24 protein-coding genes and 2 tRNA genes are annotated in these 23,616 nt (G+C 49.6%); 13 read left to right on the top strand and 13 right to left on the bottom strand.

Going from position 1 to position 23,616, the window contains the following annotated elements:
- Nucleotides 1–9 precede the first annotated feature (9 nt).
- The 3 genes from AC4QZR_RS15635 (at nt 10) to AC4QZR_RS15625 (ending at nt 1,694) form a co-directional block, all read left to right on the top strand.
- Entirely contained in the window at nt 10–639 is a 630-nt protein-coding gene (locus AC4QZR_RS15635) for an HAD family hydrolase (protein WP_494481755.1), read from the top strand.
- 10 nt (nt 640–649) lie between these two features.
- Nucleotides 650–1,138, top strand: a complete 489-nt coding sequence (locus AC4QZR_RS15630) for a GNAT family N-acetyltransferase (protein ID WP_253405237.1) — start codon at nt 650–652, stop codon at nt 1,136–1,138.
- 94 nt (nt 1,139–1,232) lie between these two features.
- On the top strand, nt 1,233–1,694 hold the full coding sequence (locus AC4QZR_RS15625) for a hypothetical protein (protein ID WP_494481754.1): 462 nt from the start codon (nt 1,233–1,235) through the stop codon (nt 1,692–1,694).
- Between the two features lie 12 nt (nt 1,695–1,706).
- Here AC4QZR_RS15625 and AC4QZR_RS15620 read toward each other — a convergent pair whose 3' ends face one another.
- The 9 genes from AC4QZR_RS15620 to AC4QZR_RS15580 form a co-directional block, all read right to left on the bottom strand.
- Complete coding sequence (locus AC4QZR_RS15620; protein ID WP_494481753.1) at nt 1,707–2,768, bottom strand: class I SAM-dependent methyltransferase; 1,062 nt, start codon at nt 2,766–2,768, stop codon at nt 1,707–1,709.
- A 91-nt stretch (nt 2,769–2,859) separates the two neighbouring features.
- Nucleotides 2,860–3,612, bottom strand: coding sequence for a helix-turn-helix domain-containing protein (locus AC4QZR_RS15615; protein ID WP_494481752.1), 753 nt, complete (start codon nt 3,610–3,612; stop codon nt 2,860–2,862).
- A 607-nt stretch (nt 3,613–4,219) separates the two neighbouring features.
- On the bottom strand, nt 4,220–4,378 hold the full coding sequence (locus AC4QZR_RS15610) for a hypothetical protein (RefSeq protein ID WP_494481751.1): 159 nt from the start codon (nt 4,376–4,378) through the stop codon (nt 4,220–4,222).
- 28 nt (nt 4,379–4,406) lie between these two features.
- Complete coding sequence (locus AC4QZR_RS15605) at nt 4,407–6,326, bottom strand: RecQ family ATP-dependent DNA helicase (protein ID WP_494481750.1); 1,920 nt, start codon at nt 6,324–6,326, stop codon at nt 4,407–4,409.
- Between the two features lie 302 nt (nt 6,327–6,628).
- Complete coding sequence (locus AC4QZR_RS15600; RefSeq protein ID WP_494481749.1) at nt 6,629–7,198, bottom strand: hypothetical protein; 570 nt, start codon at nt 7,196–7,198, stop codon at nt 6,629–6,631.
- A 211-nt stretch (nt 7,199–7,409) separates the two neighbouring features.
- A complete protein-coding gene (locus tag AC4QZR_RS15595) occupies nt 7,410–8,195 on the bottom strand; it encodes a hypothetical protein (protein ID WP_494481748.1) in 786 nt (261 codons plus the stop codon).
- Between the two features lie 313 nt (nt 8,196–8,508).
- Complete coding sequence (locus AC4QZR_RS15590) at nt 8,509–9,174, bottom strand: ABC transporter ATP-binding protein (protein ID WP_303409951.1); 666 nt, start codon at nt 9,172–9,174, stop codon at nt 8,509–8,511.
- A 158-nt stretch (nt 9,175–9,332) separates the two neighbouring features.
- The gene (locus AC4QZR_RS15585) at nt 9,333–10,031 is read right to left on the bottom strand and encodes a PKD domain-containing protein (protein ID WP_494481747.1); all 699 of its coding nucleotides are present in this window, start codon (nt 10,029–10,031) and stop codon (nt 9,333–9,335) included.
- A gap of 360 nt (nt 10,032–10,391) precedes the next feature.
- Entirely contained in the window at nt 10,392–11,477 is a 1,086-nt protein-coding gene (locus AC4QZR_RS15580; RefSeq protein ID WP_494481746.1) for an AI-2E family transporter, read from the bottom strand.
- A gap of 226 nt (nt 11,478–11,703) precedes the next feature.
- Here AC4QZR_RS15580 and sucC point away from each other — a divergent pair, with 226 nt between their 5' ends.
- Nucleotides 11,704–12,906 (top strand): ADP-forming succinate--CoA ligase subunit beta, encoded by a 1,203-nt coding sequence (sucC, locus tag AC4QZR_RS15575; protein WP_253405219.1) that lies wholly within the window; start codon nt 11,704–11,706, stop codon nt 12,904–12,906.
- Between the two features lie 74 nt (nt 12,907–12,980).
- On the opposite strand, the gene AC4QZR_RS15570 is transcribed toward sucC, so the two are convergent.
- Nucleotides 12,981–13,397: an organic hydroperoxide resistance protein gene (locus AC4QZR_RS15570; protein WP_253405214.1), complete on the bottom strand. Its 417-nt coding sequence runs from the start codon at nt 13,395–13,397 to the stop codon at nt 12,981–12,983.
- A 191-nt stretch (nt 13,398–13,588) separates the two neighbouring features.
- On the opposite strand from AC4QZR_RS15570, the gene AC4QZR_RS15565 reads away from it, so the two are divergent.
- From AC4QZR_RS15565 to AC4QZR_RS15550, 4 genes are all read left to right on the top strand, one after another.
- Nucleotides 13,589–13,662: transfer RNA gene (locus AC4QZR_RS15565), tRNA-Arg, on the top strand.
- Nucleotides 13,663–13,806: 144 nt separating this feature from the next.
- A complete protein-coding gene (locus tag AC4QZR_RS15560) occupies nt 13,807–15,072 on the top strand; it encodes an APC family permease (RefSeq protein WP_494481745.1) in 1,266 nt (421 codons plus the stop codon).
- A gap of 113 nt (nt 15,073–15,185) precedes the next feature.
- Nucleotides 15,186–15,259: transfer RNA gene (locus tag AC4QZR_RS15555), tRNA-Pro, on the top strand.
- Between the two features lie 255 nt (nt 15,260–15,514).
- Entirely contained in the window at nt 15,515–16,747 is a 1,233-nt protein-coding gene (locus AC4QZR_RS15550) for a DUF4238 domain-containing protein (protein WP_494481744.1), read from the top strand.
- A gap of 149 nt (nt 16,748–16,896) precedes the next feature.
- Here the strand turns inward: AC4QZR_RS15550 and AC4QZR_RS15545 are convergent, their stop codons facing one another.
- On the bottom strand, nt 16,897–17,448 hold the full coding sequence (locus AC4QZR_RS15545; RefSeq protein ID WP_494481743.1) for a DUF4136 domain-containing protein: 552 nt from the start codon (nt 17,446–17,448) through the stop codon (nt 16,897–16,899).
- A 184-nt stretch (nt 17,449–17,632) separates the two neighbouring features.
- Between AC4QZR_RS15545 and AC4QZR_RS15540 the strand changes: the two genes are divergently transcribed.
- The 5 genes from AC4QZR_RS15540 to AC4QZR_RS15520 are packed head-to-tail and all read left to right on the top strand — an operon-like array spanning nt 17,633 to nt 21,712.
- Nucleotides 17,633–18,505, top strand: a complete 873-nt coding sequence (locus tag AC4QZR_RS15540; protein WP_494481742.1) for an STAS domain-containing protein — start codon at nt 17,633–17,635, stop codon at nt 18,503–18,505.
- A 4-nt stretch (nt 18,506–18,509) separates the two neighbouring features.
- Nucleotides 18,510–18,920, top strand: a complete 411-nt coding sequence (locus tag AC4QZR_RS15535) for an STAS domain-containing protein (RefSeq protein WP_188500231.1) — start codon at nt 18,510–18,512, stop codon at nt 18,918–18,920.
- On the top strand, nt 18,913–19,317 hold the full coding sequence (locus tag AC4QZR_RS15530; protein ID WP_253405653.1) for an anti-sigma regulatory factor: 405 nt from the start codon (nt 18,913–18,915) through the stop codon (nt 19,315–19,317). The genes AC4QZR_RS15535 and AC4QZR_RS15530 overlap by 8 nt, the downstream gene beginning before the upstream one ends.
- Entirely contained in the window at nt 19,307–20,338 is a 1,032-nt protein-coding gene (locus AC4QZR_RS15525; RefSeq protein WP_494481741.1) for an ATP-binding protein, read from the top strand. The genes AC4QZR_RS15530 and AC4QZR_RS15525 overlap by 11 nt, the downstream gene beginning before the upstream one ends.
- Before the next feature lie 3 nt (nt 20,339–20,341).
- The gene (locus AC4QZR_RS15520; protein WP_253405201.1) at nt 20,342–21,712 is read left to right on the top strand and encodes a sensor histidine kinase; all 1,371 of its coding nucleotides are present in this window, start codon (nt 20,342–20,344) and stop codon (nt 21,710–21,712) included.
- A 59-nt stretch (nt 21,713–21,771) separates the two neighbouring features.
- Here the strand turns inward: AC4QZR_RS15520 and AC4QZR_RS15515 are convergent, their stop codons facing one another.
- Together AC4QZR_RS15515 and AC4QZR_RS15510 are read right to left on the bottom strand one after the other, a co-directional pair.
- Complete coding sequence (locus tag AC4QZR_RS15515) at nt 21,772–22,212, bottom strand: response regulator (RefSeq protein ID WP_253405200.1); 441 nt, start codon at nt 22,210–22,212, stop codon at nt 21,772–21,774.
- Between the two features lie 231 nt (nt 22,213–22,443).
- Nucleotides 22,444–23,583, bottom strand: coding sequence for a PepSY-associated TM helix domain-containing protein (locus AC4QZR_RS15510; RefSeq protein ID WP_494481740.1), 1,140 nt, complete (start codon nt 23,581–23,583; stop codon nt 22,444–22,446).
- Between the last annotated feature and the right edge of the window lie 33 nt (nt 23,584–23,616).

Genomic DNA, 23,616 nt, shown 5'->3' with positions numbered 1-23,616 from the left:
TACCTTGACATGAATAACAAAATAGACAGCATCATATTCGACCTGGACGGCACCCTGTGGGATGCCGCCGAAACCGTGGCCAAAGCCTGGAGGGCTGCCCGGGAGAAAGTTAACTTTGAAATACAGGAGATCACCCCCGAAAAGGTCCGCTCCATTGCGGGCACCCAGCACAACCTGATCTTCGACAAGCTCTTCCCGCAGCTGAACCAGGCACAGCGCCAGGAACTAATGGAGGTGAGCGGCCAGGAAGAAATGGCCCATATCCGCAAGCACGGCGGCAACCTGTATGAAGGACTGGAAGAAACGCTGGAATACCTGCACGCCAAGTACCCCCTTTTTATCGTGAGCAACTGCCAGGATGGCTACATAGAAGCCTTTCTGGAGCGGCACGAACTGGGCAAATATTTCGGTGATTTCGAGTGCTCCGGCCGCACCGGCGATTCGAAGGACATCAACCTGAAAGCCATTGTGGAACGTAATAACCTGCAGGCTCCGGTTTACGTGGGCGATACCCCCGGAGACCTGGATGCCGCCCAAAAAGCGGGCGTTCCGTTTATTCATGCCGGCTACGGGTATAGAGAGGTGGATGAATTCGAGCACCGCCTGGAGCGCATCAGCGACCTGACCACCCTATTCTAACATCTCCGCTATGATCTTCGAAGCGCAGCCTGATGATATTGATGAGCTGTATGAGCTCTGGCGCCTGCTGCTCGATATGCAACAGTCCTATCACGTTGTGTTCAGGTATAGGCCGGGCAGTGAACAGACCTTAAAAGCGGAGCTGCTCAACCGCCTCAAGGACAAAAGCACGCGGGTGTTTGTGTACGAGATTGATGATATTTGGGCAGGTATGCTGGTGGCTAGTCTGCGGCCCGGCTCTGCGGGCTTCAAGCTTTCCAACAAAGGCTACATTGGCGAGACGGTGGTACGGAACGAGTTCCGTGGCAAAGGAATTGGCAAAGAGCTGTTTGAAGCCGCCCGCAAGTGGCTGAGCGACCAGGGGGCTGACCACCTGGAACTGCAGGTATCGGTGCACAACCCGGGAGGCATCCGCTTCTGGGAGTCACTGGGTTTTACGCCCTCTACGCAACACATGGTGCTGCCCTTACGGGAGCCGGGAAATTCGAAAAAAAACTAGGCAGGAAGCGTAAACAGAAGCTGCAGGGATGCGTAACGCTATATAAGCAACGCCTTATGTTGCCACCTCCGAACAGCTTCTACTTACGCATACCATGGTTCTATCTCTACGCACCCTTGCGCCCCTTCTGGCGCTTTTGTTGCTGCTCACAAGCGGCTGCGACAAAGAAAAAGAAGATGTATCGCCTCTCCCTGCTTCGCCGGTTTACAACAAAGAGGTCGCTTTCAGGATTTTCACGGAAACCGATTACAGCGAGGCACGCTGGCAGGATTCTAAACTGAAACTGAACCTTAAAGTGCGCCGCATCAGCACAAACCTGCCCAAGGAAGTGACCGTGCTGGATACCACTTTCGGCTGGACGCCTTTTCAGGAGCTCCCGCTCAGGGGTGCCCCCCTGCAGCTGGATAAGCAACTGCAGGGGATTCACAGGGAACAGGATCAGCTTGTGTTGGACGTCACTAAAACCGTATCTATCAACGGGTACGAAACGGTGTTCCGGCACAACCAGGCCCTGGACCATGACAAGCGGCAGGAAACCGTTGAAGTGAAACTGTAGCCTCCCCGCAAGTTAAGGGCGCAACTCGTATACCTTGTCGTACCAGGTTTCGGCCACTCTGCGGAAAACTGAAAAGCCAGCTGCAGTAGCCGCTTTCTGCAGTTCGTGCTCGTGTCCGTCAATGCCGCGCTCTACCCGGTAAACGTGCTCTGCCACTGTCGGTACAACCCTGGTAGAGCGCAGGCGCTGGTACTGCTCTTCGCTGACGATGCTACCGTCTTTTGCTTCTGCAATTACCAGTACTCCATCCGTTTTAAGCACCTGGCGGCATTCGGTCAGTAGGTCCTGCAAATTTTCCCCCATGTGGTGCGCGCTCTCGATCAGGGTGATCAGGTCGTATTGGTAGGCGTACACGTGCTCATCTGTAGCGCATTCAAAGTGCGCGTTCGGTATGTGCTTTTCTTTGGCCAGCAGGTTGGCCCGCTCCACAGAGGAAACATACCTGTCGAATCCAAGGAAGGTCGAATTAGGGAAGAGACCTGCCATTACCAGCGTAGAAGCTCCGTGGCGACCACTGCCCAGATCTGCTACCAGTATACCGGATTCAAGTTTCGCTGCGAGCCCCTCTATACCCGGTATCCAGCTGTGCAGCAGACTGGACAGGTATTCCTCACTGAAAAAACGTCCGGACACATCGGAAGGCAGCAGGCTTCGTAGTTTTACATAGTTAGCAGGCAGCACGTGCGTCAATTCCATCGGTTTGATGAGCTGGTTGCCGTTTGCTTTCATAAAGCGGTTTCCTACATAGTAAGGACTGGTGGGGTCGGTCATGGCGGTGGCGTGTGGTTCGGGGAGGCAGAAGGTATCAGCCTCTTCCTCGTGCACCAGGTAACCGTCTGCGGCCAGGCTGTCGGCCCAATGCTTCACCAGTTTGATGCTGGCTCCGGAGTTTCGGGCTATCTGGCCCACCGTCATGGGCCCGGCGTTGGCCATTGCTTTAAATAGCCCCAGTTGGCTGCCCAGGAAAGACATTCTCACCCGCTCTGCAGCACTCAGGTCATCCAGCACGTGGTGCGCAAAATCCTCTACTCTTTCCGGACGGCCTCTTTTTCGTTGAATTGTATTCTCTTTCATTGTAGTAAGTGTTTAGTGTGATTATAACAACCTAAAATTAAATCACTTACTGCAAGAAGTATTGTATGTATTCCGGAATAATTTGTACAGACTAGAAGCTCTTTCTTATTTCCAATGGTGTCTGACCGGTCTTGCGTTTCATGAAGTGACTGAAGTGAGATTGATCCTCAAAATGGAGCGTATAGGCAATCTCAGCCATGCTCATTGCTGTGTTGCTAAGCAGTGTGCGGGCCTCCTGCAGCAGCCGGTTGTGGATCATTTCGTGGGGTGGCTTGCCGGTGGTGCTCTTCACAACATCGGACAGGTGCTTAGGCGTGATGTTGAGCAGGCTGGCATACTGCTGCACCTCGTGCATATCGCGGAAGTGCTCATCGACCAGGTGCTTGTAGGCGCTTGTCAATTGCACGGCACGGGTCGCTTTCTCTTTAATGTAAACGGTATACCTGGCTTTGTAGCAATCGCGGATGAGCAACAGTAAAATGTGAACATAGTCGCGGAGCAGTTGCGTTTTCTCCCTGGAGTGGCCACTATGCACCTCCAGAATGTTCTCGAAGGAACGCTGCACGAGGTTGCTTTCGTTGGCGGTGAGGCTGATAACGTGCTCGGCTTCCAGGTCGAAGAAAGGGAATTGCTCTGACAAGGCACCCTGAACAACCGGCTCTAGAAACGTCGTTGTAAACTCTATACAGTAGCCTTTGCATTCCTTTATATTGGCAGAAGCATAGAGTACGTTGGCCGGAACGATAACCAGATCATTTGGCATCAGCCAGCGGTGTTTGTCATCAAGCCGGATATCGTGCAGGCCGTCGAGCAGGAGGTAGATCAGGTTAAAATTTCTCCGCAAGGCTGGAATCCCCAGCTTTGAATCAACATTTTGGTGCCTCTCCTCCATGCGTCCCGGCAGGAGCTGAAGGCCCGGATCATAGGGCCGTGTATCGTGGTTTATTTTTCTTTCAAAGGCAGCAATTGTTTCAAAGGTCAATATTTCATTTCTGGGCACAAATTTCCTGTTAAATTTCCCTACATACCGTCTATCTCTATCTCGCCCGTAATGTGAAAGATGCTCCTCCTGCAAGAAATCACCGATGACCACTTGAGTTGATCATTCCCGAAACTTACAGGGTTTCTCTACTAACAACAACATAATTTCACCAAAAAAAGTATCATTTTTAAATCGTTTAGTCAAAGTTTAAAGCCGGTTTTTGGTGAAATCATACCTACTGGCGATGTAGGGTATTCATCTGCAAGCTAACATGAAACTGTAGCTGATGGAAAGCAGGATATTATTGGATTAGAATATGTTCAAAACAAGTTGAAGTGTCCCCCTTCAGGCAAGAACCTTAGACCTGTTACAGGCAGAAAGAACGAGTCTGCCTAAAGAATGCAGCTGATCGTGTAAGTGCTGGTTGATTTGTAGCGAAGGTATAACCAGGTATAGGTATAGGTATAGCTTAGGCCTTTATTTCATTTCCCAGCTGCCGCCCTTGCTCGAAGTCTGTAATATTTTGCAAGGTAACGGCTGCTATGCTTTCCAGGGCATTGCTCGTGAGAAAGTCCTGATGGCCGTATACCCTGGAGCTGAAAAAGAGGATGTTTTTTGTAAACCACATATAGAGTCATACGCAAAACACTGGTAGGTTATACCTGTTCTTTTGCCAGGTATAGCTTGCCGCTCTCGGCGTACTTCACAATGCCGGTGTCCACCAGTTCGCGTAACATTTCCGTCACGGTTTCAACATGCTTGGCTTCGAACTGCTGCACGAGCTCCTTCGGCAACAGATTTTTGGTCTGTACTGCCAGTAGCAGTTGCTGTCGCAAGGCTTTCTGCTCCTGCCCTTCCCGCTCCTTTTTGCGCTGCGTCAGACAGTAGTCGCAGATGCGGCAACTTTTGTCACTGATTTCGGCGAAGTACTCCAGCAATAACTGTGTACGGCAACGGTTCGTGGTCTCGACGTAATGCACCATTTCTTTGGCTTGCTTCAGGGCACGGTCGCGCAGCTGTTCCAGCTTTTTGTGGTTGAGCGGCAAGTTGGCGGCATCCAGACGTGGAGAAGTGAAGACCAGCTGCGGTGCGTCGTGCTGTGGTTCGTATACCAGCACCTGCAGCTTGTGCAGATACTCGAGCTTGCGGCGCACTTCCTGCTCCGGCTTCTTGAGTTGCTCAGCCAGTTTACGTTCCGATATCTTCACAAAACCTGTAAAGGCCTCGCCACCATACATCCGCAAAATCAGACGCAACAGGGCGTCGTGCTCGGCATTGGCCACCTGAAACTCATAAAGCGCCATGTTCTCAAGCAACAGGTATAGCCGCGACGGACTGTAATAGGCTTCGTTTAGCTGCACATAGCCTTCCCCTTCCAGCCGTTTGATGGCGTGGTGGGTTTCGAGAGCAGACAGCTTGTAGTTCTTTGAAAATGCGGCCAGGTCGAAATCGAAGCTGCCCATGAAGCCGCTGCCCACCGCAATCTGGTAGTAATTGGCCAGGCACTGGTATACCCGCCGGATCAGCTCCAGCGGTGGATGTGCCTCCTTTACTTTCTGCAGCAGGTCTTTGGTATCGCTGGGGCCGTAAAGCAGGGTAGCGTAAGCGTACTTTTCATCGCGACCGGCACGGCCTGCCTCTTGGTAATAAGCTTCCAGACTTTCGGGCAGATCGAGGTGCACGACCAGCCGCACATCGGGCTTGTCGATGCCCATCCCGAAGGCATTGGTTGCCACGATCACTCGTACCTTATCCTCAATCCAGGCCTGCTGTGTTTTGTTGCGTTCTTCAAATTTAAGCCCCGCATGGTAGGCTGCTGCAGGTATACGCCGGCTCTGCAGGAAACGGGCTATCTCCACCGTCTGCCGGCGACTGCGCACATACACAATAGATTGTCCCGGCATACGGTTCAGGATCTCAAGCAGGCGGCCCACTTTGTCTTCGGTATAGAGGCATGAATAAGAAAGATTAGCCCGGGCAAAGCTTTTGACAAAGACGTTTTGCTTTTTGAAAGCCAACTTCTCCTGTATATCGATGCGCACCTGCTCCGTGGCTGTGGCCGTGAGGGCCAGTACAGGTATAGCCGGCAGTGCTTCGCGCAGGGCAGCCAGTTCCAGGTATGGCGGACGGAAATCGTAGCCCCATTGCGAGATACAGTGCGCTTCGTCTACGGCCAGCAAACTCACTTTCATGCGTTTCACCCGCTCCTGAAACAACTCGGTCTGCAGCCGCTCCGGTGACAGGTATAGGAACTTGACGTTGCCATACACGCAGTTGTCCATGGCAATATCGATCTCGCGGCGGTTCATACCTGAAAAAATGGCTACGGCAGGTATACCACGTTTTTTGAGCTGCTCGACCTGGTCCTTCATCAGGGCGATTAGCGGTGTGATCACCAGGCAAATCCCCTCCATGGCCATGGCCGGCACCTGGAAGCAGATCGACTTACCCCCACCCGTCGGCAGCAGAGCCAACGTGTCCTGCCCCGCCAGCACAGATTGGATAATATCCTCCTGCAAGGGCCTGAACTGGTCATAGCCCCAATAGGTGCGCAATATGTGGTGGATGTCTTGCAAGGGAGTTTGGGGTTCGTATAGCGAAGATAAAGTATAGAAGACAGAAGTCAGAATTTTTCGCTCCACATACCTTCATTTCCATGGCGAGTGAGGAGTCCTGATCTGGTGTTTGGGAAAGAATTCGAAAGAGCTGATTAAGCGCTAGACCTGTATCCTATACCTGCCTGAAAGGACGGAAAGGACAATCGTGCATCAGAAAAACTCCCGGCGTAGCGATGGCAGGAGAATAATGCGAAGGCTAGAGGGCATAAAAAAGCCTTCCGGAGTCAGTTCCGGAAGGCTTTTTTGCTGTGGCAAATCAATTACAGGTTTATCGACACTCCCAATGTACCAAAGCCGAATGCGCCGCGGCCACCTTCAAAGTAAACACCTATTGTCTCGTTGAACTTATACTTTACGCCCAGTACCGGTCCGATAAAAAAGTTTGTGGAGTTAGCATATGAGCCCTGAAAGTCCTCGTCTCCGGAAAAAGTCCTGAATTCGAGTCCCACCAGCAGCGTACCGTACAGGTCCAGCTTCTCTTCGTTGATACTCGCCCCCAAGGCTTCGTTTATTAGAGGAACAGCGTGGTAAGTAGCCCTGGCTCCTACTGAGGTGAAGTTCCATTTGTAGTCATAACCGTAGTTGCTGTACTTCCAGCTAGCATAGCCAACGTAAGGGCCTACACTTATACTTTCGTGAATTCCTTTCTCGATGGAGGCTGTCACCGGGATAAACGCACCTGAGCGGTTGCCTGTAAACCCATAACCATAATAGCCCAGCGATGTTCCTGCATGAATAAATAGATCGCCCTGTTCATAGGCTTTCTTCTGAGCGAACGCACACTGCATCATCAGGCAGCAGGCAAAAGTTAAAAGTAATTTTGCTTTCATAAGATCTTAAAATTAAAATGAATAATATCGGCAAATATATATATTTAACTATATTTTAAAAAAACGTTTCATTAACTGCTTCAAACACCTACCATATCCCTCCAAATGAATTTTATAAGGCATCCCGAATCCGATACCGGAGACTAGTAGTGTAGGAAAACAAAAAAGCCTGCCTCTAAGGAGGCAGGCTTTTACTGGTAGATTGTTCTAATTAGGCGGCAGCAGACTGCCCATCTTCACGGTCCTCGATCACCTTTTTCAGTTTCTCGATCGCCTGTGCAGCACGCTCTTCGTCAAATCGGTTGATGTTGAGCAGCATCTTGGTCTTTTCCTGGCGCGTGATCACCGGGTTGTTCAGCAGACGGATAATCTCCTCTTTCTGCTTGGCCGATGCGTAGCGTACGCCTGGAGTAGGTTCAGCGTCTGCGGCAGCGGCTTCAGCAGCTGCTGTGGCAGGGGCAGCCTTCATGGTTGCCTTCTTCTCGGTAGGAACAGCTGGCTTGGCAGACGAATCATTGCCTGCGTAGTCCATTTCCTCTACCGGAGTTGGCTCGTAACCAGCCGCGCGGATAATCCAGGCCAGAATGTTGCGGTACGCCTTACCAATGGCACGGGTCTGCGCCATGGAGGCGATCGCGAACTCCTGGTAGTACTTCTTGCCCTGCTCTTTGTTGGAGCAGATCGCAAAGCCGGCACCCACCACCTGCTGACTGCGCAGGTCGAGCAGGTTCACCTTAGCCTGGTATTTGATCTCGTCATCGGTGCTGATGTTGACCACATGCTCCACCACCGGCAAGATACCCAGACGGGAACCGGCATACTGCCAGCCTTCCACGTTTACGTACTCTTTACCTTGTATATTTTGATATAACCTGTTCTCTTTTATAAACTTAGCCAGGTCAACAGCTAAGTGAAGCGTCTCATCAGATTTCGCTATATCATAGCTTTCTACCTTCGGCTTCCTCTCCACTTTTGTCTCTTTATTCACTTGACTCATATCTAGTTAGTTTTCATGTTTTAGTACATATATCAAACATACCTGCTCCTGAAATGGTGCAAAAAATCACAAAAAATATGCATTATAAATACCTGATTATCAGATGTTTATAAATTAATTTCAGAAAAATATGTTTCCCCTCGCAATTGCCTTCCATTTAGCACAAAAAGGCAAAGGGGGGATATATTGTACGTGAAAATTACAATGGAGGTATGGGTATGAAACAAAGAAGAGGCCTCGGAAGCAGACATAGCTGAATAGCCAGCCAAAAGTGGGCCAGGTATAGCCAAGGAACAATAGGTATAGGTATAGCCTAGGCTCTAACCTCCTGCACGATCAGACCGTCTTTCATGACCAGCTTGCGATCCGCCATGGTGGCCAGCTGTTCATTGTGGGTTACGATCACGAAGGTCTGGTTGAACTCGTCGCGCAGCTTGAAGAAGATTTCGTGCAGTTCCTGGGCATTTTTGGAGTCGAGGTTACCGCTGGGTTCGTCAGCGAAAATGATGCGCGGGGAGTTGATCAGGGCGCGTGCCACGGCCGTGCGCTGCTGTTCTCCACCCGACATCTCCGAAGGCTTGTGGTGCATGCGGTGACCCAGGTTGAGCATGCTGAGCAATTCGGCTGCCCGCTCGGTTACCTCAATCTCCGGGCGACCGGCCAGGAAACCGGGCAGGCAGGCGTTTTCGAGGGCTGTGAACTCAGGCAGTAAGTTGTGGAACTGGAAAATGAAGCCGATGTGCCGATTACGAAAGCGTGCCAGTTCAGACGCATTCAGGCGGGAAATGTTCTTATCATCAAACAGCACGTCGCCGGTATCGGCCGAGTCAAGCGTACCTAGAATGTGCAGCAGTGTGCTTTTGCCAGCGCCCGAAGCGCCTACAATGGAAACAACTTCGCCGGCATGGATGGTCAGGTCTATCCCTTTGAGCACTTCCAATGAACCGTATTTCTTGTGAACGTTAACGACTTGCAGCACGATCTGGCGGTAATGTGTTTGACAATGAATGATGTGTCAAAGCTACAAAACAAAAGGTATAAGTGAGGTACCTGCCGTCCAAAATTTAGCAGTTCCCTCAGCTCCGGGCCAGGCTCAGTAGCTTCTGTTAAAACAAAAATGCCTGGCGTTAGGCGTGTCTAGTTGCAGTACTCAATTTTCACGTCCGGGGTATCATCTTCCATATTCTGACTTGGGTAAATAGCGAATACGCCATTCCCATAATCCCATGTGTGCAAGCTATAACCGGATGACTCAGCCAGGTATACAACGGGTTCCCATTCCTCAGAACTGTCTCTTTTTATGTAGATCCTTTGAATCTGGCTGTTGGCCGGAAGGTTTGAATAGAAATTGTAAATATCGATCTCCATGATCCAGGAATAGTCCCAGACAAGATCTTTGAAAATGAATTCTTTTGGATTAGAGCAAGCTGGTACTTCTGTCGGAACAATGATGGTAACAGTCACCGTATCTTTTGCAGTCAGTTTATCGGCATCGGTCACAGTCAACTCAAAATCATAATTGCCAGCTTCCGTAAGCTCACGTGCATACGCCTTGACATCAGAGAAGTGTTGCTTGATGTTGACAGCGGAAGGCCCTGTCATTAATCGCCATTGATAGGAGACAATATTAGAATCCGCATCTGTACTGGCACTGCCGTTTAAAATGTATTCTTTATAGGGACGATACATGGTTGTATCATTACCGGCACGTGCAACTGGGGCGATGAGTTGGGTTGGAATGTCAGGGGAAACAGAATCTTCTTCTTTGTTACAGGCGATGCATATCAGGAGGAGCGTAAATATTACGTTTTTGGACGAGTAGAAGTACCTTTTCATGTCCTTGTTATTAAAACTATAGTTTTGTCATATACCTTCCATTTTCAAACACAAACCATTCATTTTCAGATCTGTAACCTTTCTATCGTTACCACTATAAGATGTACGAGATCGTTGTTCGATTAGAGCATCAAGCTTTTGGTTAATTTGGTGAAGCCATTGCAAGCTGAGGTAAAGTCGCGGAATCTTATACCTAAGAAAAAACCATACTGGGAATGTGGTTTTAGTAGCTGCGCAAAGACTTGTAGCGTTGTTACCTTGAGAGCAATATGTGTAGATCAGGGATTTGTTTGCCGAACGCTCCATGCTAACAAAGAGCGATTAAAAATCAAGCCCGCCCCGGGGCGCTTATCTGCAAGATCAACTCTCAACCTCTGTAGTTACACTTTCCTTCCCCATATCGTCTTCTGCCCTCTTCTGATTTTCCAGCACGTCTTTTACATACAGTTCGTTAATCACCACAATCAGTACAGCCAGTATGGGGGCCGACATCAGCAGGCCTAATCCGCCCTGCAGTATACCCAACAATACCTGAAAAAAGAGCAGCAAGGCAGGGGGCAGATCCACCGTTTTCTGGAAGATAATGGGTGTGATGGCGTATGTCTCCACCATTTGTATGCCCCCGTAGACAATGATGACCAGTAGCGCCATATCGGGGCTTACCGTCAGTCCGATTAGTACGGCAGGTATACCAGCCAGCCAGGGCCCGATGTTAGGTATAAAGGCCAGGAAAAAGGAGATCAGACCCAGTGCGAGCGCCAGTGGCAGGCCGATAATCCTGTATGCAATGGCCGTGCTGACACCAATGATCGCCATGGCCGACAGCATCCCCAGCAGCCACATTTTCAAGGTATAGTAGCAGGCGTGCAGCACTTCCAGCATGCGGGTGCGCCGGCGTTCAGGGAACAGCTTCACGAAGCCGTGGGTATAAAGCGTCGGGTTTGCCGCAAAAAAGAGCGCCGTGATCACCACAATGAAAAAATCGGCCAGAACACTGAGCGTAGAGGAAAAAGCACCCGAAAGACGCTGCAGGATCTCCCTTTGCTCGGGCATCATGCGCTTGTAGTCTTCAGGCAGCTCCTCTACCAGCCGTTGGCCCCAGTTGTACTGACTCAGCCATTCTTTCAGACTGCTGAATGCTTGCGGAATCTTTTCGCGCATCTGGTCGCCCTGTTCATAAATAGTAGGTGCCACCAGCAAAAAAGACCCTATCAGCAGGCCAAAGACCAGCAGCGTTACCAGCAGTAAAGCCAGCCAGCGCTTCAGGCCCAGATGCCGCACCACCCAGTCGGTGAGTCCGCAAAACAGCACGGCCATGAGGATGCCGGCAAAAACCAACAGAAAAAAGTAAGCTGCCGCAGCCAGCAGGTAAAACCCAGAGGCAATCAGCAGCACAATGAAAGCGGCCAGCGCCACACGTTTGGCAAATGAGCTTTTTGAGGCCATAGTCCGCTTTTTTATAAGTTCAGTTATAACGTACGTATTACGTACACTTTCTGCAATCGATGTTTTACAGTTACTTTCCCTGCACGCTGGTGAGCGAATGCCCAATCTGAGAAGAAACACTGGCCGTGGCAGACGGCAGGCAGCGAATCGCCAATATTTTAAAAACCTATTTCTTGAATTTAAGCCGATAAAGGCTTACTTTCGTGCGTCCAATAAAACTGAAAGCATGAACATACACGAATATCAGGCTAAAGAGATTCTGAAAAGCTACGGCGTTCGCATACAGGAAGGCATCGTGGCGGAAACGCCAGACCAGGCTGTAAAAGCGGCTATGAAACTGACCGAAGAAACCGGCACAGGCTGGCACGTGATCAAAGCGCAAATTCATGCGGGTGGCCGTGGTAAAGGCGGTGGCGTGAAGCTGGCTAAAAACCTGGATCAGGTGAAGCAGATCGCTAACGACATCCTGGGCATGACGCTGGTAACGCACCAGACTGGTCCTGAAGGCAAACTGGTGCAGAAAGTACTGGTAGCGCAGGACGTATACTATCCTGGCGAATCCGACCCTAAGGAATATTACCTGAGCATCCTGCTGGACCGCGCCAAAGGCCGCAACGTGATCATGGCATCTACTGAAGGTGGTATGGACATTGAGGAAGTGGCTGAGAAAACACCTGAGAAGATCATCAAAGAGTGGATCGACCCGGCTGTAGGGCTGCGTCCGTTTCAGGCGAACAAAATTGCGTTCGCATTCGGTCTGCAGGGCGAGGCTTTCAAGGAGATGGTGAAGTTTATCTCTAACCTTTACAGAGCCTATGTGGAGACTGACTCTTCCATGTTCGAGATCAACCCGGTTCTGAAAACTTCAGACAACAAAATTCTGGCAGTAGACGCCAAAGTGGATCTGGACGACAACGCCCTGTTCCGTCACAAAAACCTGGCTGCCCTGCGCGACACTGCGGAAGAAGATCCGTTGGAAGTAGAGGCAAGCGCGTCGAACCTGAACTACGTGAAGCTGGACGGCAACGTAGGCTGTATGGTAAACGGTGCCGGTCTTGCGATGGCTACCATGGACATCATTAAGCTTTCTGGCGGCGAGCCTGCTAACTTCCTGGACGTAGGGGGTGGAGCAAACGCACAGACAGTTGAAGCTGGTTTCCGCATCATCCTGAAAGACCCGAACGTGAAGGCTATCCTGATCAACATCTTCGGCGGTATCGTTCGTTGCGACCGTGTTGCCAATGGTGTGGTAGAGGCTTATAAGAACATCGGTGACATCAAGGTGCCGATCATCGTTCGTCTGCAGGGAACTAACGCAGAAGAAGGCGCCCGCATCATCGACGAGTCCGGCCTGAAGGTATACTCTGCCGTAGCGCTGAAAGAAGCTGCCGAGAAAGTGAAGCAGGTATTAGCTGAAGTAGGAGCTTAATCCCAGCACACATCATAAAAGCAAAAGGGGCTGCCAGTGATGGCAGCCCCTTTTGCTTTATACCTGTTGCAGGTTTACACAACTTCCAGCTCTACATTAATGTTGCCCCGCGTGCCGATGGAGTATGGGCACACCTCATGCGCTTCATTGACCAACTGCTCCGCTTTTTCTTTGTCGAGTCCCTGCAGGTGCACCTCCAATTTCACGCCCAACCCGTATTTACCGTTTTCAGACTTGAGCAGATCCACATGTGCCTTTACAGTAGACTCCGGATTTAGCCGGATATGTTGCTTACCGGCTACCAACAGTAGTGCACTCTGAAAACAGGCGGCATACCCTGCAGCGAACAGCTGCTCGGGGTTAGACTTCCCCTTCTCCCCTCCCAATCCTTCGGGCAACGAGAGTGGCATATCAATCACACCATCTGATGACACTACATGACCGCGACGGCCTCCGGTGGCAGTAACCTCTGCCGTATACACTTTTTCCATAGCTTCCTGATTTCGTTTGCTTGATTTGAAATATTATTTACTAACTCCCGAAATCTGCTTATTGTTTTAGGGATGAAGCAATTAAGAGTCCATTATCCATTTATACCTGTTCGTTATACCTTTCAGCATTATAATTATCGCCACTAAAATTTCCTTTTTAGCGCATTGTTTCTATTTTTGCAACACGGTAAGCACCCGTAGTTCAATTGGATAGAATATCGGATTTCGGCTCCGAGGGTTAGGGGTTCGAATCCTCTCGGGTGCACATCAAGAAGCCTTACAGCAATGTAGGGCTTTTTTTATGCCCTGATTCATGCAATTTTCCTCCTCCCTGCCTGACTTGTCGGTATTTCTATATCTTTGGATGATGACTCCAGAGTACCGGATGGTATCAAAACTATAGACGAAAATGGAGAGACCGAAAACGCAGCAACACGAACTGCTCCGTGTACTTACTTTAAAAGATGCGGTGGGCGTTGGCCTGGGCGCCATAATCGGGGCAGGCATATTTGTCGTGACCGGCGTGGCGGCTGGTCTGGCGGGTCCGGCCTTTTTAATCGGGTTACTATTTGCAGGTATGATTGCGGCCTTCAATGCGCTGTCGTCCGCACAATTGGCTGCCGTATACCCGCACTCCGGAGGCACTTATGAGTATGGCTACCGGTTACTGAATCCCACGCTCGGCTTCTCGGCGGGCTGGATGTTTCTGATCAGTAAACTCTCCGCAGCGGGTGTGGTTGCCATTGGTTTCGGGAGCTACTTCTACCAGCTTATACCTGTCTTTTCTCCATTGGTCCTTTCAGTAATGGCTGTGCTTTTGCTTACGGTGGCCAATTACTTCGGCATCAAAAAAGCCGGCATGCTCAATCTCATTATTGTAGCGCTTACGCTTGTCTCGCTGCTATACCTGGTGTTCAGCGGTATACCTGCTATCAAACAGGAGAACTTTCAGCCCTTTGCGCCCTTTGGTATGGCAGGTATAGCCGAGGCTGCGGCTTTGCTGTTTTTCGCTTTTACCGGGTATGCCCGTATTGCTACGCTGGCAGAGGAAGTACGCGAACCCCATAAAACGATTCCCCGTGCGGTCATCATCACCATCGTTTCGGCCATTGTGCTGTATGCGGCCGTTTCGCTCGTAGCGGTTGGCGTGATTGGCACGGAGCAGATGGCCGACAGCAGATCGCCTTTGCAGGTGGTAGCAGCTGCGTTGAGCACGCCCGCTATCCGCACTGTGATCACGATTGGTGCGTCTACCGCCATGCTTGGAGTGCTCCTGAGTCAAATTTTGGGGATCAGCCGCATGATGCTGGCCATGGGAAGACGCCACGATCTGCCGCCTGTGTTCGAGCAGGTACACCGGCGTTTCAGGGTACCGCATGTAGGCATCCTCGTAACGGGTGCAATCGTTCTGCTGCTTGTTCTGGCGGGTTCCTTCGAATTTATCCTGCGTTCCGCCTCTTTCACTATTTTGCTCTACTACAGCATCACCAACATCGCGGCATTAAAGCAACCAAACTCGGAGCAGATCTACGGCAAGCTTATACCTGTGCTGGGCCTTATCGGCTGCCTGGCCATGTCGGTGTCATTACCGCTTCAGGTAATGCTTTCCGGGCTTGGCCTGCTGGTGATCGGGTTCGTGCTGCGGTTGCTGTTTCATAAGGTATACGACAAGTAATTTGTCCTAAACTAGTTAACCTAACCGGGCATTATACCTGTAAATAATTTAAGGTATAGATGCAGGCCTGGTCTTGCTATGAAACAACGTTTTTGCTAAGTTGCGAAAGTTTTCGGGGTGTAGCGTAGCCTGGTATCGCGCCAGCATGGGGTGCTGGAGGTCGTGGGTTCGAATCCCGCCACTCCGACTGAGAAAAGGCCTTTACTGTAAAAGTAGAGGCCTTTTTTTTATATTTCTCATTAAGCATCAAATCGGATAGAGTAAAACCCTATTGTGTCTTATATCAACTCCCAAGCATCCTTCAACCTGAATATGCGCTTGCTCATCTGAAGCGCATTTCATTAAGTATGAGAGCTTAAAAAAAGACAGAACAAGCTTAGAAATGTTAAGATCGTTGAGATTTAAATAATTAAAACTATATTGAGATATAATATCTTACAAAATGTCCCAGTCGAAAAAGCATCATTATGTTCCTCAATCAATATTGAGAAACTTCAGCTATAAAGAAAAGTACAAGCAAATTCATGTTTTCGACAAGTTAAATTGCAAATCGTACCTCTCATCTATAGTAGATGCTGGTTGTGAGAATAATTTCAATACAGTAACAACAGATGATTTTAGCTTAAATTTTGAAGATTTTTTTGATGAGAATGATAGCCAATTAAAACATATCTGCAGCAAAATTATATCTAATAAATCTGTTACAATTCTAAATGAACAAGAGCTTCAAAAGCTCTTCAAAGCAGTCGCTTTTCAAATTTGTCGTACAAAAATGATGCGCACATCTATAATTGATCTGCATGAACAGTTGATAGATGAAATTACAGAGCGAGGATGGTCAACTGAGCAGCTTCCAAAGCCAAGCAGTGATGAAGCTAAACTCATTAGCTTAATGCGTATGATAGATGTGGATGACATGATTACTTCATTGCAATCGAAGGTTATTCATTTATTTGTAGCTAAGCAAAGTGACTTATGGATTTCAGATAACCCTGTAGTCTTTAACAATACTATACCATATGGTGAAAGAGGATTAAAATCAAGAGGGATAGAAGTATACTTCCCTATTTCTAGCAGAATTGTTATCGGATTTGTATGTGAGTCATATTATGCAGAATATCGGAATTCAAGCAATTCACAGTTAGTCGATCAATTATTAGGAAGGCCCATTTTGCTTAAGGACGAGCATATCGAGTTCTTTAATTATTTACAAGTTCAGAGCTCATCAAGATTTCTTTATGGGAGCACAAACGATTTTAGCTTAGCAATAGATATAATAAAAGAAAGCCCTCAGTTAAAAGATGTTAAATCTTTAATTAAAGTTGGTAAAATGGGAGAAGGCCCTCCACCGAAAAAAGATATGCCACTTGGTACCCAATTGGTAGTAGAAGGTGCTAAACTAAATCATATGATTGAAATCGAATACAATCATGACACGACCGATCTTGAATTTGTGACAAAAGAAGTTGAGTCAATGAAGAAATTAGAAAAAGATTCTCCATTCCAATCAGTAACTGTTTATGAAAATGGTTTTCTCAGATCTCTAAGACGTGATCAAGTCATAAATAAAATTAATTATAAGGAGAATGAAGTGTATTGTAAAATTGGATTTAGAGATACAATGACAGCTCAACTGGTGAACCATTTTCATGAAACTAGAAAAAAATTAAAGTAATTTCAACTGCCATTCTCAGCATAACTCAATCTCAATTTTTTTTGTCATAAACAGCATTTCCAGCTGCTATGCTGCTTTTTTTGCACCCCGCTTACTTCGCTCCCCAACTAATGTAAAGGCCCTTTTTTAATGAAAGGCGGGCACTTTGTTCACGACGGCATCTCCTCCACCAGCCGTTCTATACCTTTCGCTATTTGCTCGCGCAGTTTTTCATGTTTGTCCGAAATGATACGCTCTGCCGTGCCTTGCCACATCAACTCGTTCTGCACTGGGTCTACCAGGTGCACCGACACCGTGCCTACGCTATAGTGCCCCACTTCCACTTCTTCGCTCTTCCAGGTATAGCGGCGCTGCCCAATGTAGCGGGGCGGATCCGTTATAATATTCGTTTCCCTTGTCTGCACCTTCCTGTCCACCACAATGCCCAGGTTGATCAGCAGATCTGCTTCGTCCACAGACGGAGCCTGCTTCAGACCACGCTGCTCCAACTGACGGACAAGCTCCTGCTTCAGAAAATGCACATGCCCCTCGTAATCCGGGCCCATATTCTCTACGTCAGAATCCACCTCCATAAAGGCAAACTGACGGTAGGTTGCCAGCGTAAAACCGGGAGCGGGCTCAGACTGAATACTCGTGGCAGGGCTACAGGCCGACAGCAGTGAGAGCAACAACAAAGTAGTACTAAACAACAGGTTTCTCATTTCCGAAAGTCCTTGAGTCTTCACAAAAAATAATTGTGTATACGTAAGCCGTAATACGGGATGCATGCTTCAATTGCAATTATTATACCTAACTTAGCATGTATCCTACACCAGAATCCTTTCTGCGATGTAAAATTTACGCAGCGTCTAAACCATACGTCCATAAGCTACGTTTTGCCCTACCATGAACACAACAGCACAAGTACTAGAAAAAAACAAAGAGCGCATCCTCGAAAAGTGGATGCAAAATCAGTTGTCTGACGCCTCGCTCCGTGATGACCTCATGACAACTGATGAATTGCAGCGTCAATCGAGAGAGATGCTGGACGGCCTGCTCCGAGCTGTTTCCAAAGGCAATTACGACAACATCTATGACACTGATTTTGAGCAGGTAACGGATACACTCCGAGACATCTCCATCACCAGAGCCAGGCAAGGTTTCAGCCCGCGCGAAACCGGCGCGTATGTACTGAGCCTGAAGCAGTCTGTGATTGAGGTATTGGTTGAGCAACGACAAGACGACACAAGCATGCTCTACCGGGAAATCATGCAGCTCAACACCCTGCTCGACAACCTGAGCATCCTCACCTTCGAAACTTTCATCAAAGGACGTGAAGAAGTGATTTTGCGACAGACCGATGAGATCAGCGAGATATCTACGCCGGTGATCCGGGTGTGGGACGGTATACTTGCCCTTCCTATCATCGGCACGCTGGACAGTGCCCGCACCCAGGTTGTGATGGAAAACCTGCTGCAAGAGATCGTGAACACAGGCAGCAACATTGCTATTCTGGACATATCTGGTGTACCTGCCGTGGACTCACTGGTAGCACAGCACCTGATCAAAACGGTAAGCGCTACCCGCCTGATGGGTGCCGAGTGTATTATCAGCGGTATCCGGGCTGAAATTGCACAAACAATCGTGCATTTGGGCATTGACCTGTCCAACATCAAAACCAAGGCCAGCCTGGCCAGTGCACTGCATCTCGCCTTTAGCATGACTAATCTGGAGGTGCGTCGCACAGAGCGTCACAAGGGTCCGAAACTAATGCGCTAGAATGATGGAGAGGATACCGATTTTAAAAATGGGGCCTTTTCTGCTGGTTACCATTCAGATTGACCTTTACGACAGATTAGCCCTGACGCTGGAGAACGACCTGATCAACATGGTAAGTCAGACCGGGGCACGGGGCGTACTGATTGATATTTCCACGGTAAGCATCGTCGATTCATTTATGGGCCGCATTTTAGGCAACATTGCCTCTATGTCGCGCATTATGGATGCCGAAACCGTGGTAGTAGGAATGCAGCCCGCTGTGGCTATTACACTTGTGGAGCTCGGCCTGACGCTGCAAGGTGTATACACTGCTCTGAATGTAGAAAAGGGCATGGAATTACTTAACACTAAACTAGGCGATAACCTGGAACTAGACGACGACGAGGAGGAAGACCAGGATGATCGTAATGACTAAGGACACGATGGAGATCGTGCGCGAACAGGATGTGGTACCGTTCCGCAACCGCGTGCGCGAATTTAGCACCCGTATAGGTATGAGTCTGGTAAACCAGACCAAGCTGATTACGGCAGCCAGCGAACTCGTGCGTAACATGCTCAAGTATGCCAGCGGCGGCAAAGTAATACTCGAAATTATCAGCTATAATGCCAAAACAGGCGTAAGACTAACCTTCAAAGACGAAGGCCCAGGTATACCGGATGTCGCCATGGCCATGCGCGATGGCTTCTCTACTGGCAGGAGCCTTGGTCTTGGTCTGCCCGGCGCCAAGCGACTAGTCAACGAATTCGACCTCAAAAGTAATCCGGGAGAAGGCACGACCGTTACTGTCATCCACTGGAAAAATGGACGTTAACCAACATTACCGCTTCGCAGTACCCGACCGGAGCTACGCCAGCCTCACAAAAAAAGATATTACGCGCCTTGCCGAGAGCTTCGCCTTGTCGGAGGGAGCTGTGGGCAAAGTGAATATCATTGTTTCGGAAATGCTAACCAACCTGGAGAAGCATACAACACAGGGTGGAGAGCTGCTGGTGAAAGCCATCGGAAAACCCATCAAAGGAATCGAGATCATCAGTCTCGACAACGGGCCCGGTATGGCTGATCCTGAACGCATGCTGGAAGATGGTGTATCGACCTTCGGCTCCGCCGGCGAAGGGCTCGGAGCAATCAGGCGGCAGTCGGATGTTTTCGATCTTTACTCACAGCCGCAGGTAGGCACAGTCATCGTGACCCGGGTATACAAGTCGGCTAAGTCTATACCTTCGGCACGACGCTACGAAATTGGCAGTGTCATGGTACCCAAGCCAAAAGAGGTGGACTGTGGCGACGGCTATGCCGTCATTCACCACGAACGGGGCGCTTACCTGCTTGCCCTCGATGGCCTTGGGCATGGTACGCACGCACAGGAAGCAGCACAACTTGCTGTCAAAACCTTTTGTGAAAATCCTATACCTGATCCGGCTCAGGCATTGCAAGTCATCCACAATGGCATTCGCCGTACCCGGGGCGCAGTAGGCTTTGCCGCCAGCATCGACATCACGCAAAACAAATTCACGTACTGTGGCATTGGCAACATTGCCGGCAAACTTTTCTCAATGGAAAGTTCGCTGGGTAGTTTGTCTTACAAGAATGTGATTTCCTACAATGGCATACTCGGCCATAACGTGCCGGGCACTTTCAACAACCAAAGCCTGGACTGGAACCGTAACAAGGTGCTCATAGTGCACAGCGACGGACTGAAATCGCGCTGGGACCTGAGCCGCTACCCGAATCTGCACCGCCACTCGCCCACCACCATCGCGGCTGTTCTTTACAAAGACCACAGCCGCCAGACAGATGACACGCTCGTACTTGTATGCAAAGCTAAACCTTAGTCCATGCCCAGGAGTCTTCTCAAAATAAACATTGCAAACGAGCTGGATGTGGTGCTGGCTTACAGGCGCGCTATGCAACTGTCTGAAAAAACAGGTATGGCGCAGGCTAACCAAACCAAGTTTGCAACGGCCGTGTCAGAAATCTGCCGCAACGTGGTGGAGCATGTAGGCAATGGCACCATTCAGTTTGGCATTGTGCAGGAGAGCGGCCACAATTACCTGGAAGCCAGGGTTTCGGACCGCGGGCGCGGCATCGGAAACCTTGACCAGATTTATGACCGGGCCAGGTATGCCAGTAGCACCGCAACCCGTGGCATGGGCATCGTCAACTCCCGCAAGCTCGTCGACTTTTTTGAGATAAAGACCGAGCATGAACAGGGCACTGCCGTGACCCTCCGCAAGCGTATACCTACACAGTCGCCTGTCGTGACCAAGAGTCTGAAAGAAGTCTGGTTGCAGGAATTTAACGATGAAGAAGGTATATCGCCGTATGCGGAGATCAAAAAGCAGAACATGCAGCAGCTCGAACTGCTCGAAAAGCTGCGGCTGCGCAACCTGGAGGCAGAGCAGCAACTACAGGAAATCAGGAGGCTGAACCTGCAACTCCAGCATTCCAACTTCGAGATACAGACGCTTTCAGAAGAACGGGAACGCCGCAACCTGGAGCTCCAGAAAGTGAACGCAGACCTGGACGCCTTTGCGCATACCGTTTCGCACGATCTGCGGTCGCCCCTGCAAAACATCGGCGGCATTATCAATTTTCTGGAGAACAGTCTGCAAACCGGAAATAACGAAGACGCAGCTTCTCTCCTACCGATGTTGCGGGAGCAGGCCAGCAAGATGGACAAATTGATTACAGGTATACTGGCCTATTCGCTTGCCGGTCACCACAGTCTGCACCGGCAGATCGTATCCGTGCGGGTTGTACTGCAAAAAGTGCTGGAGTCGCTCTTTATACCGGCGTCTTTCAGAATAATACTGCCGGATGATATGCCGACCCTCTATACCCAGGAGATCTACTTTTACCAGATTTTCAGCAACCTGCTTGGCAACGCGGTGAAGTATCACGACAGACCCGAGGAGGCCGTAATTGAAATAGCGTATAGCTTCGAAGCTGACCATATCTTGTTTACAGTGCAGGACAATGGCCCGGGCATAGCCCCCGAAGACCAGGAGCAGATCTTTAGCAAATACGAATCGCTGGGCCACAACCTGACACGCTCCGACAGTTCGGGCCTGGGTCTTGCCATCGTGAAACGCATACTCGAGGAAAAGCGGAGTGATGTATGGGTTGAGTCAGAAGGGCGTGGTGCCCGCTTCGTGTTTTCGTGGCCGGCCAGCGAAGTGGTAACCGAATCAGAGGAGAATGAATAAACAACAAAGCCTGTATACCTTGCGGCGTACAGGCTTTGTTGTTTAACGTATGGATTCCACTATTTTTTTCGTTTCTGGAAAAACTCGGCCAGTATCTCTCTTACATCGTGGTTGGTAAGCGCCTTAGAGAAATGTTTTTTCACTTTCTTGAAGCTTTTGATGCGCTCCAGGTCATAAAAGCTTGCTGAGGAGGTCAACATCAGAATGATCACATGGTCGCCGGCATCCAGGCCTTTGCGCTGATATTCCTCCAGAAACTCAAAGCCATCCATCATGGGCATTTTGATATCCAGAAAAATAAGGTCAGGGCATTTAAAAGCCTGGTCAGGCTTCTCGCCACAGGCTTTGCTCAGATAATCGATTGCTTCTCTACCGTTCTTCAGTACCAGAATTTCTCTGGCTACTTTCATGTCGGTCAACAGGCGCTTGTTCAGATAATTCGTGGTATCGTCGTCATCTACCAACAGCACTAGGTCAAGCATTTCGGATGCTTCCTTCATAGTTAGTTTTTTATCTCTCCTAAATCAACGGTAAGCTACAATTTACACCTCCGGATACTCATCTACCCGGTTGTGCCACTAACATATCGTAAACAATTAATGTTCAATATTGCGACGCTTTATGTACTATATCGCCATTTTACGAAAGCGACATAGAACATACTATACCATAGCGCCGCAAAAGTACACTTTTGCTTGTAGAATTTAAAGATATATCAGCTGTTAGCACGTTTAAATTTTTCCAGCGATTATTCCTTCCTTCACCTTGACGTGGACTTTTCTCTTCTTTTTGCTTTTGCCCCACCACATTACAATGCCTGTCACCCACAACGTGACGGGCACCAGGCCCAGAAAGAACCAGAGTATACGCGTCATCCAACCTCCAATTTCCCCGAAGTGCGTCGGCACGAACCAGTTGCGGGTCAGCTTTGTGCCTATTGGAGCCGTGTGCGGATTGTAATCATACACGATGTCGCCGGTATACTGGTCCAGGTATACCATCGGGCGGTACTGCGGACCAGCCTCCAGTTCGGATGATGCCAGGTAGGTCAGGTTGAGCGTTGCCGCACTATCGGGGGCCATGACAAGGGTGCGCGGGACGTAGCCAGGGTATAGCGCGTCCATCCGGTCGAGTGCCTCGTACACAGTGAGCGCCGCCGCTCCCTCCTGATAAGACGACCGCAGCGCTTTGACGTAAGGTGTCGGTTCTTTGGCTAGCGTCAGCTTATCTACTACCGCCTGTGTCTGCTCCTGAAAGCCAAAATACGCTCCTGTTATGGCGGCCAGAAATAACGGTATGCTAAAGTAAAACCCAAAGACATTGTGCAGGTCGAAATTACGTCGTTTGAATGAGGCATTGGGCTTGAGGCGCAGTTTATCCCTGAGGTTCTGTGTTTTACGTGGCATCCACAGGTATAGCCCCGTCGAGAGCAGCACAAAGGCCAGAAACAAAGCACTTATACGTGTAATCATTGCGCCGGCCTCGCCCATGGCCAGGTGACGGTGCAGGTCCAGCACGGTGTCCATTGCACCGCGCCGCTTCTCAAGCTGACCAATATAGTTGCCGGTTGCCGCGTCGAAAAATTGAAACTGCTTATTGCCCTTTACCTTGACAATGTAGTTCTCCAGTTCGCGCACCGGAAAAAAGATATTGGTCACCTGGCCCCCGAACTGCTCTTCAGCTTTCTTTACGACAAGGCGTACCTCCACAGGTATAGCTTCCGGATTGGAGCTTTTGTAATGCTCAGGGTATAGCGCCACTGTCAGTTCGGGCTGAAACACATAGAGTGAGCCCGTCAAGCCCATAAAGGCTAGCACGGCGCCCGCTGTCAGGCCGACCCAGAGGTGTAACTGAAGAAGGATTTTGCGCATATACCTTAACTTGAAATCGGCGACACCGCCCCT

The organism is Pontibacter sp. YIM B11418 (assembly GCF_059278805.1).
This window is presented reverse-complemented; position numbering and strand designations above follow the sequence as displayed.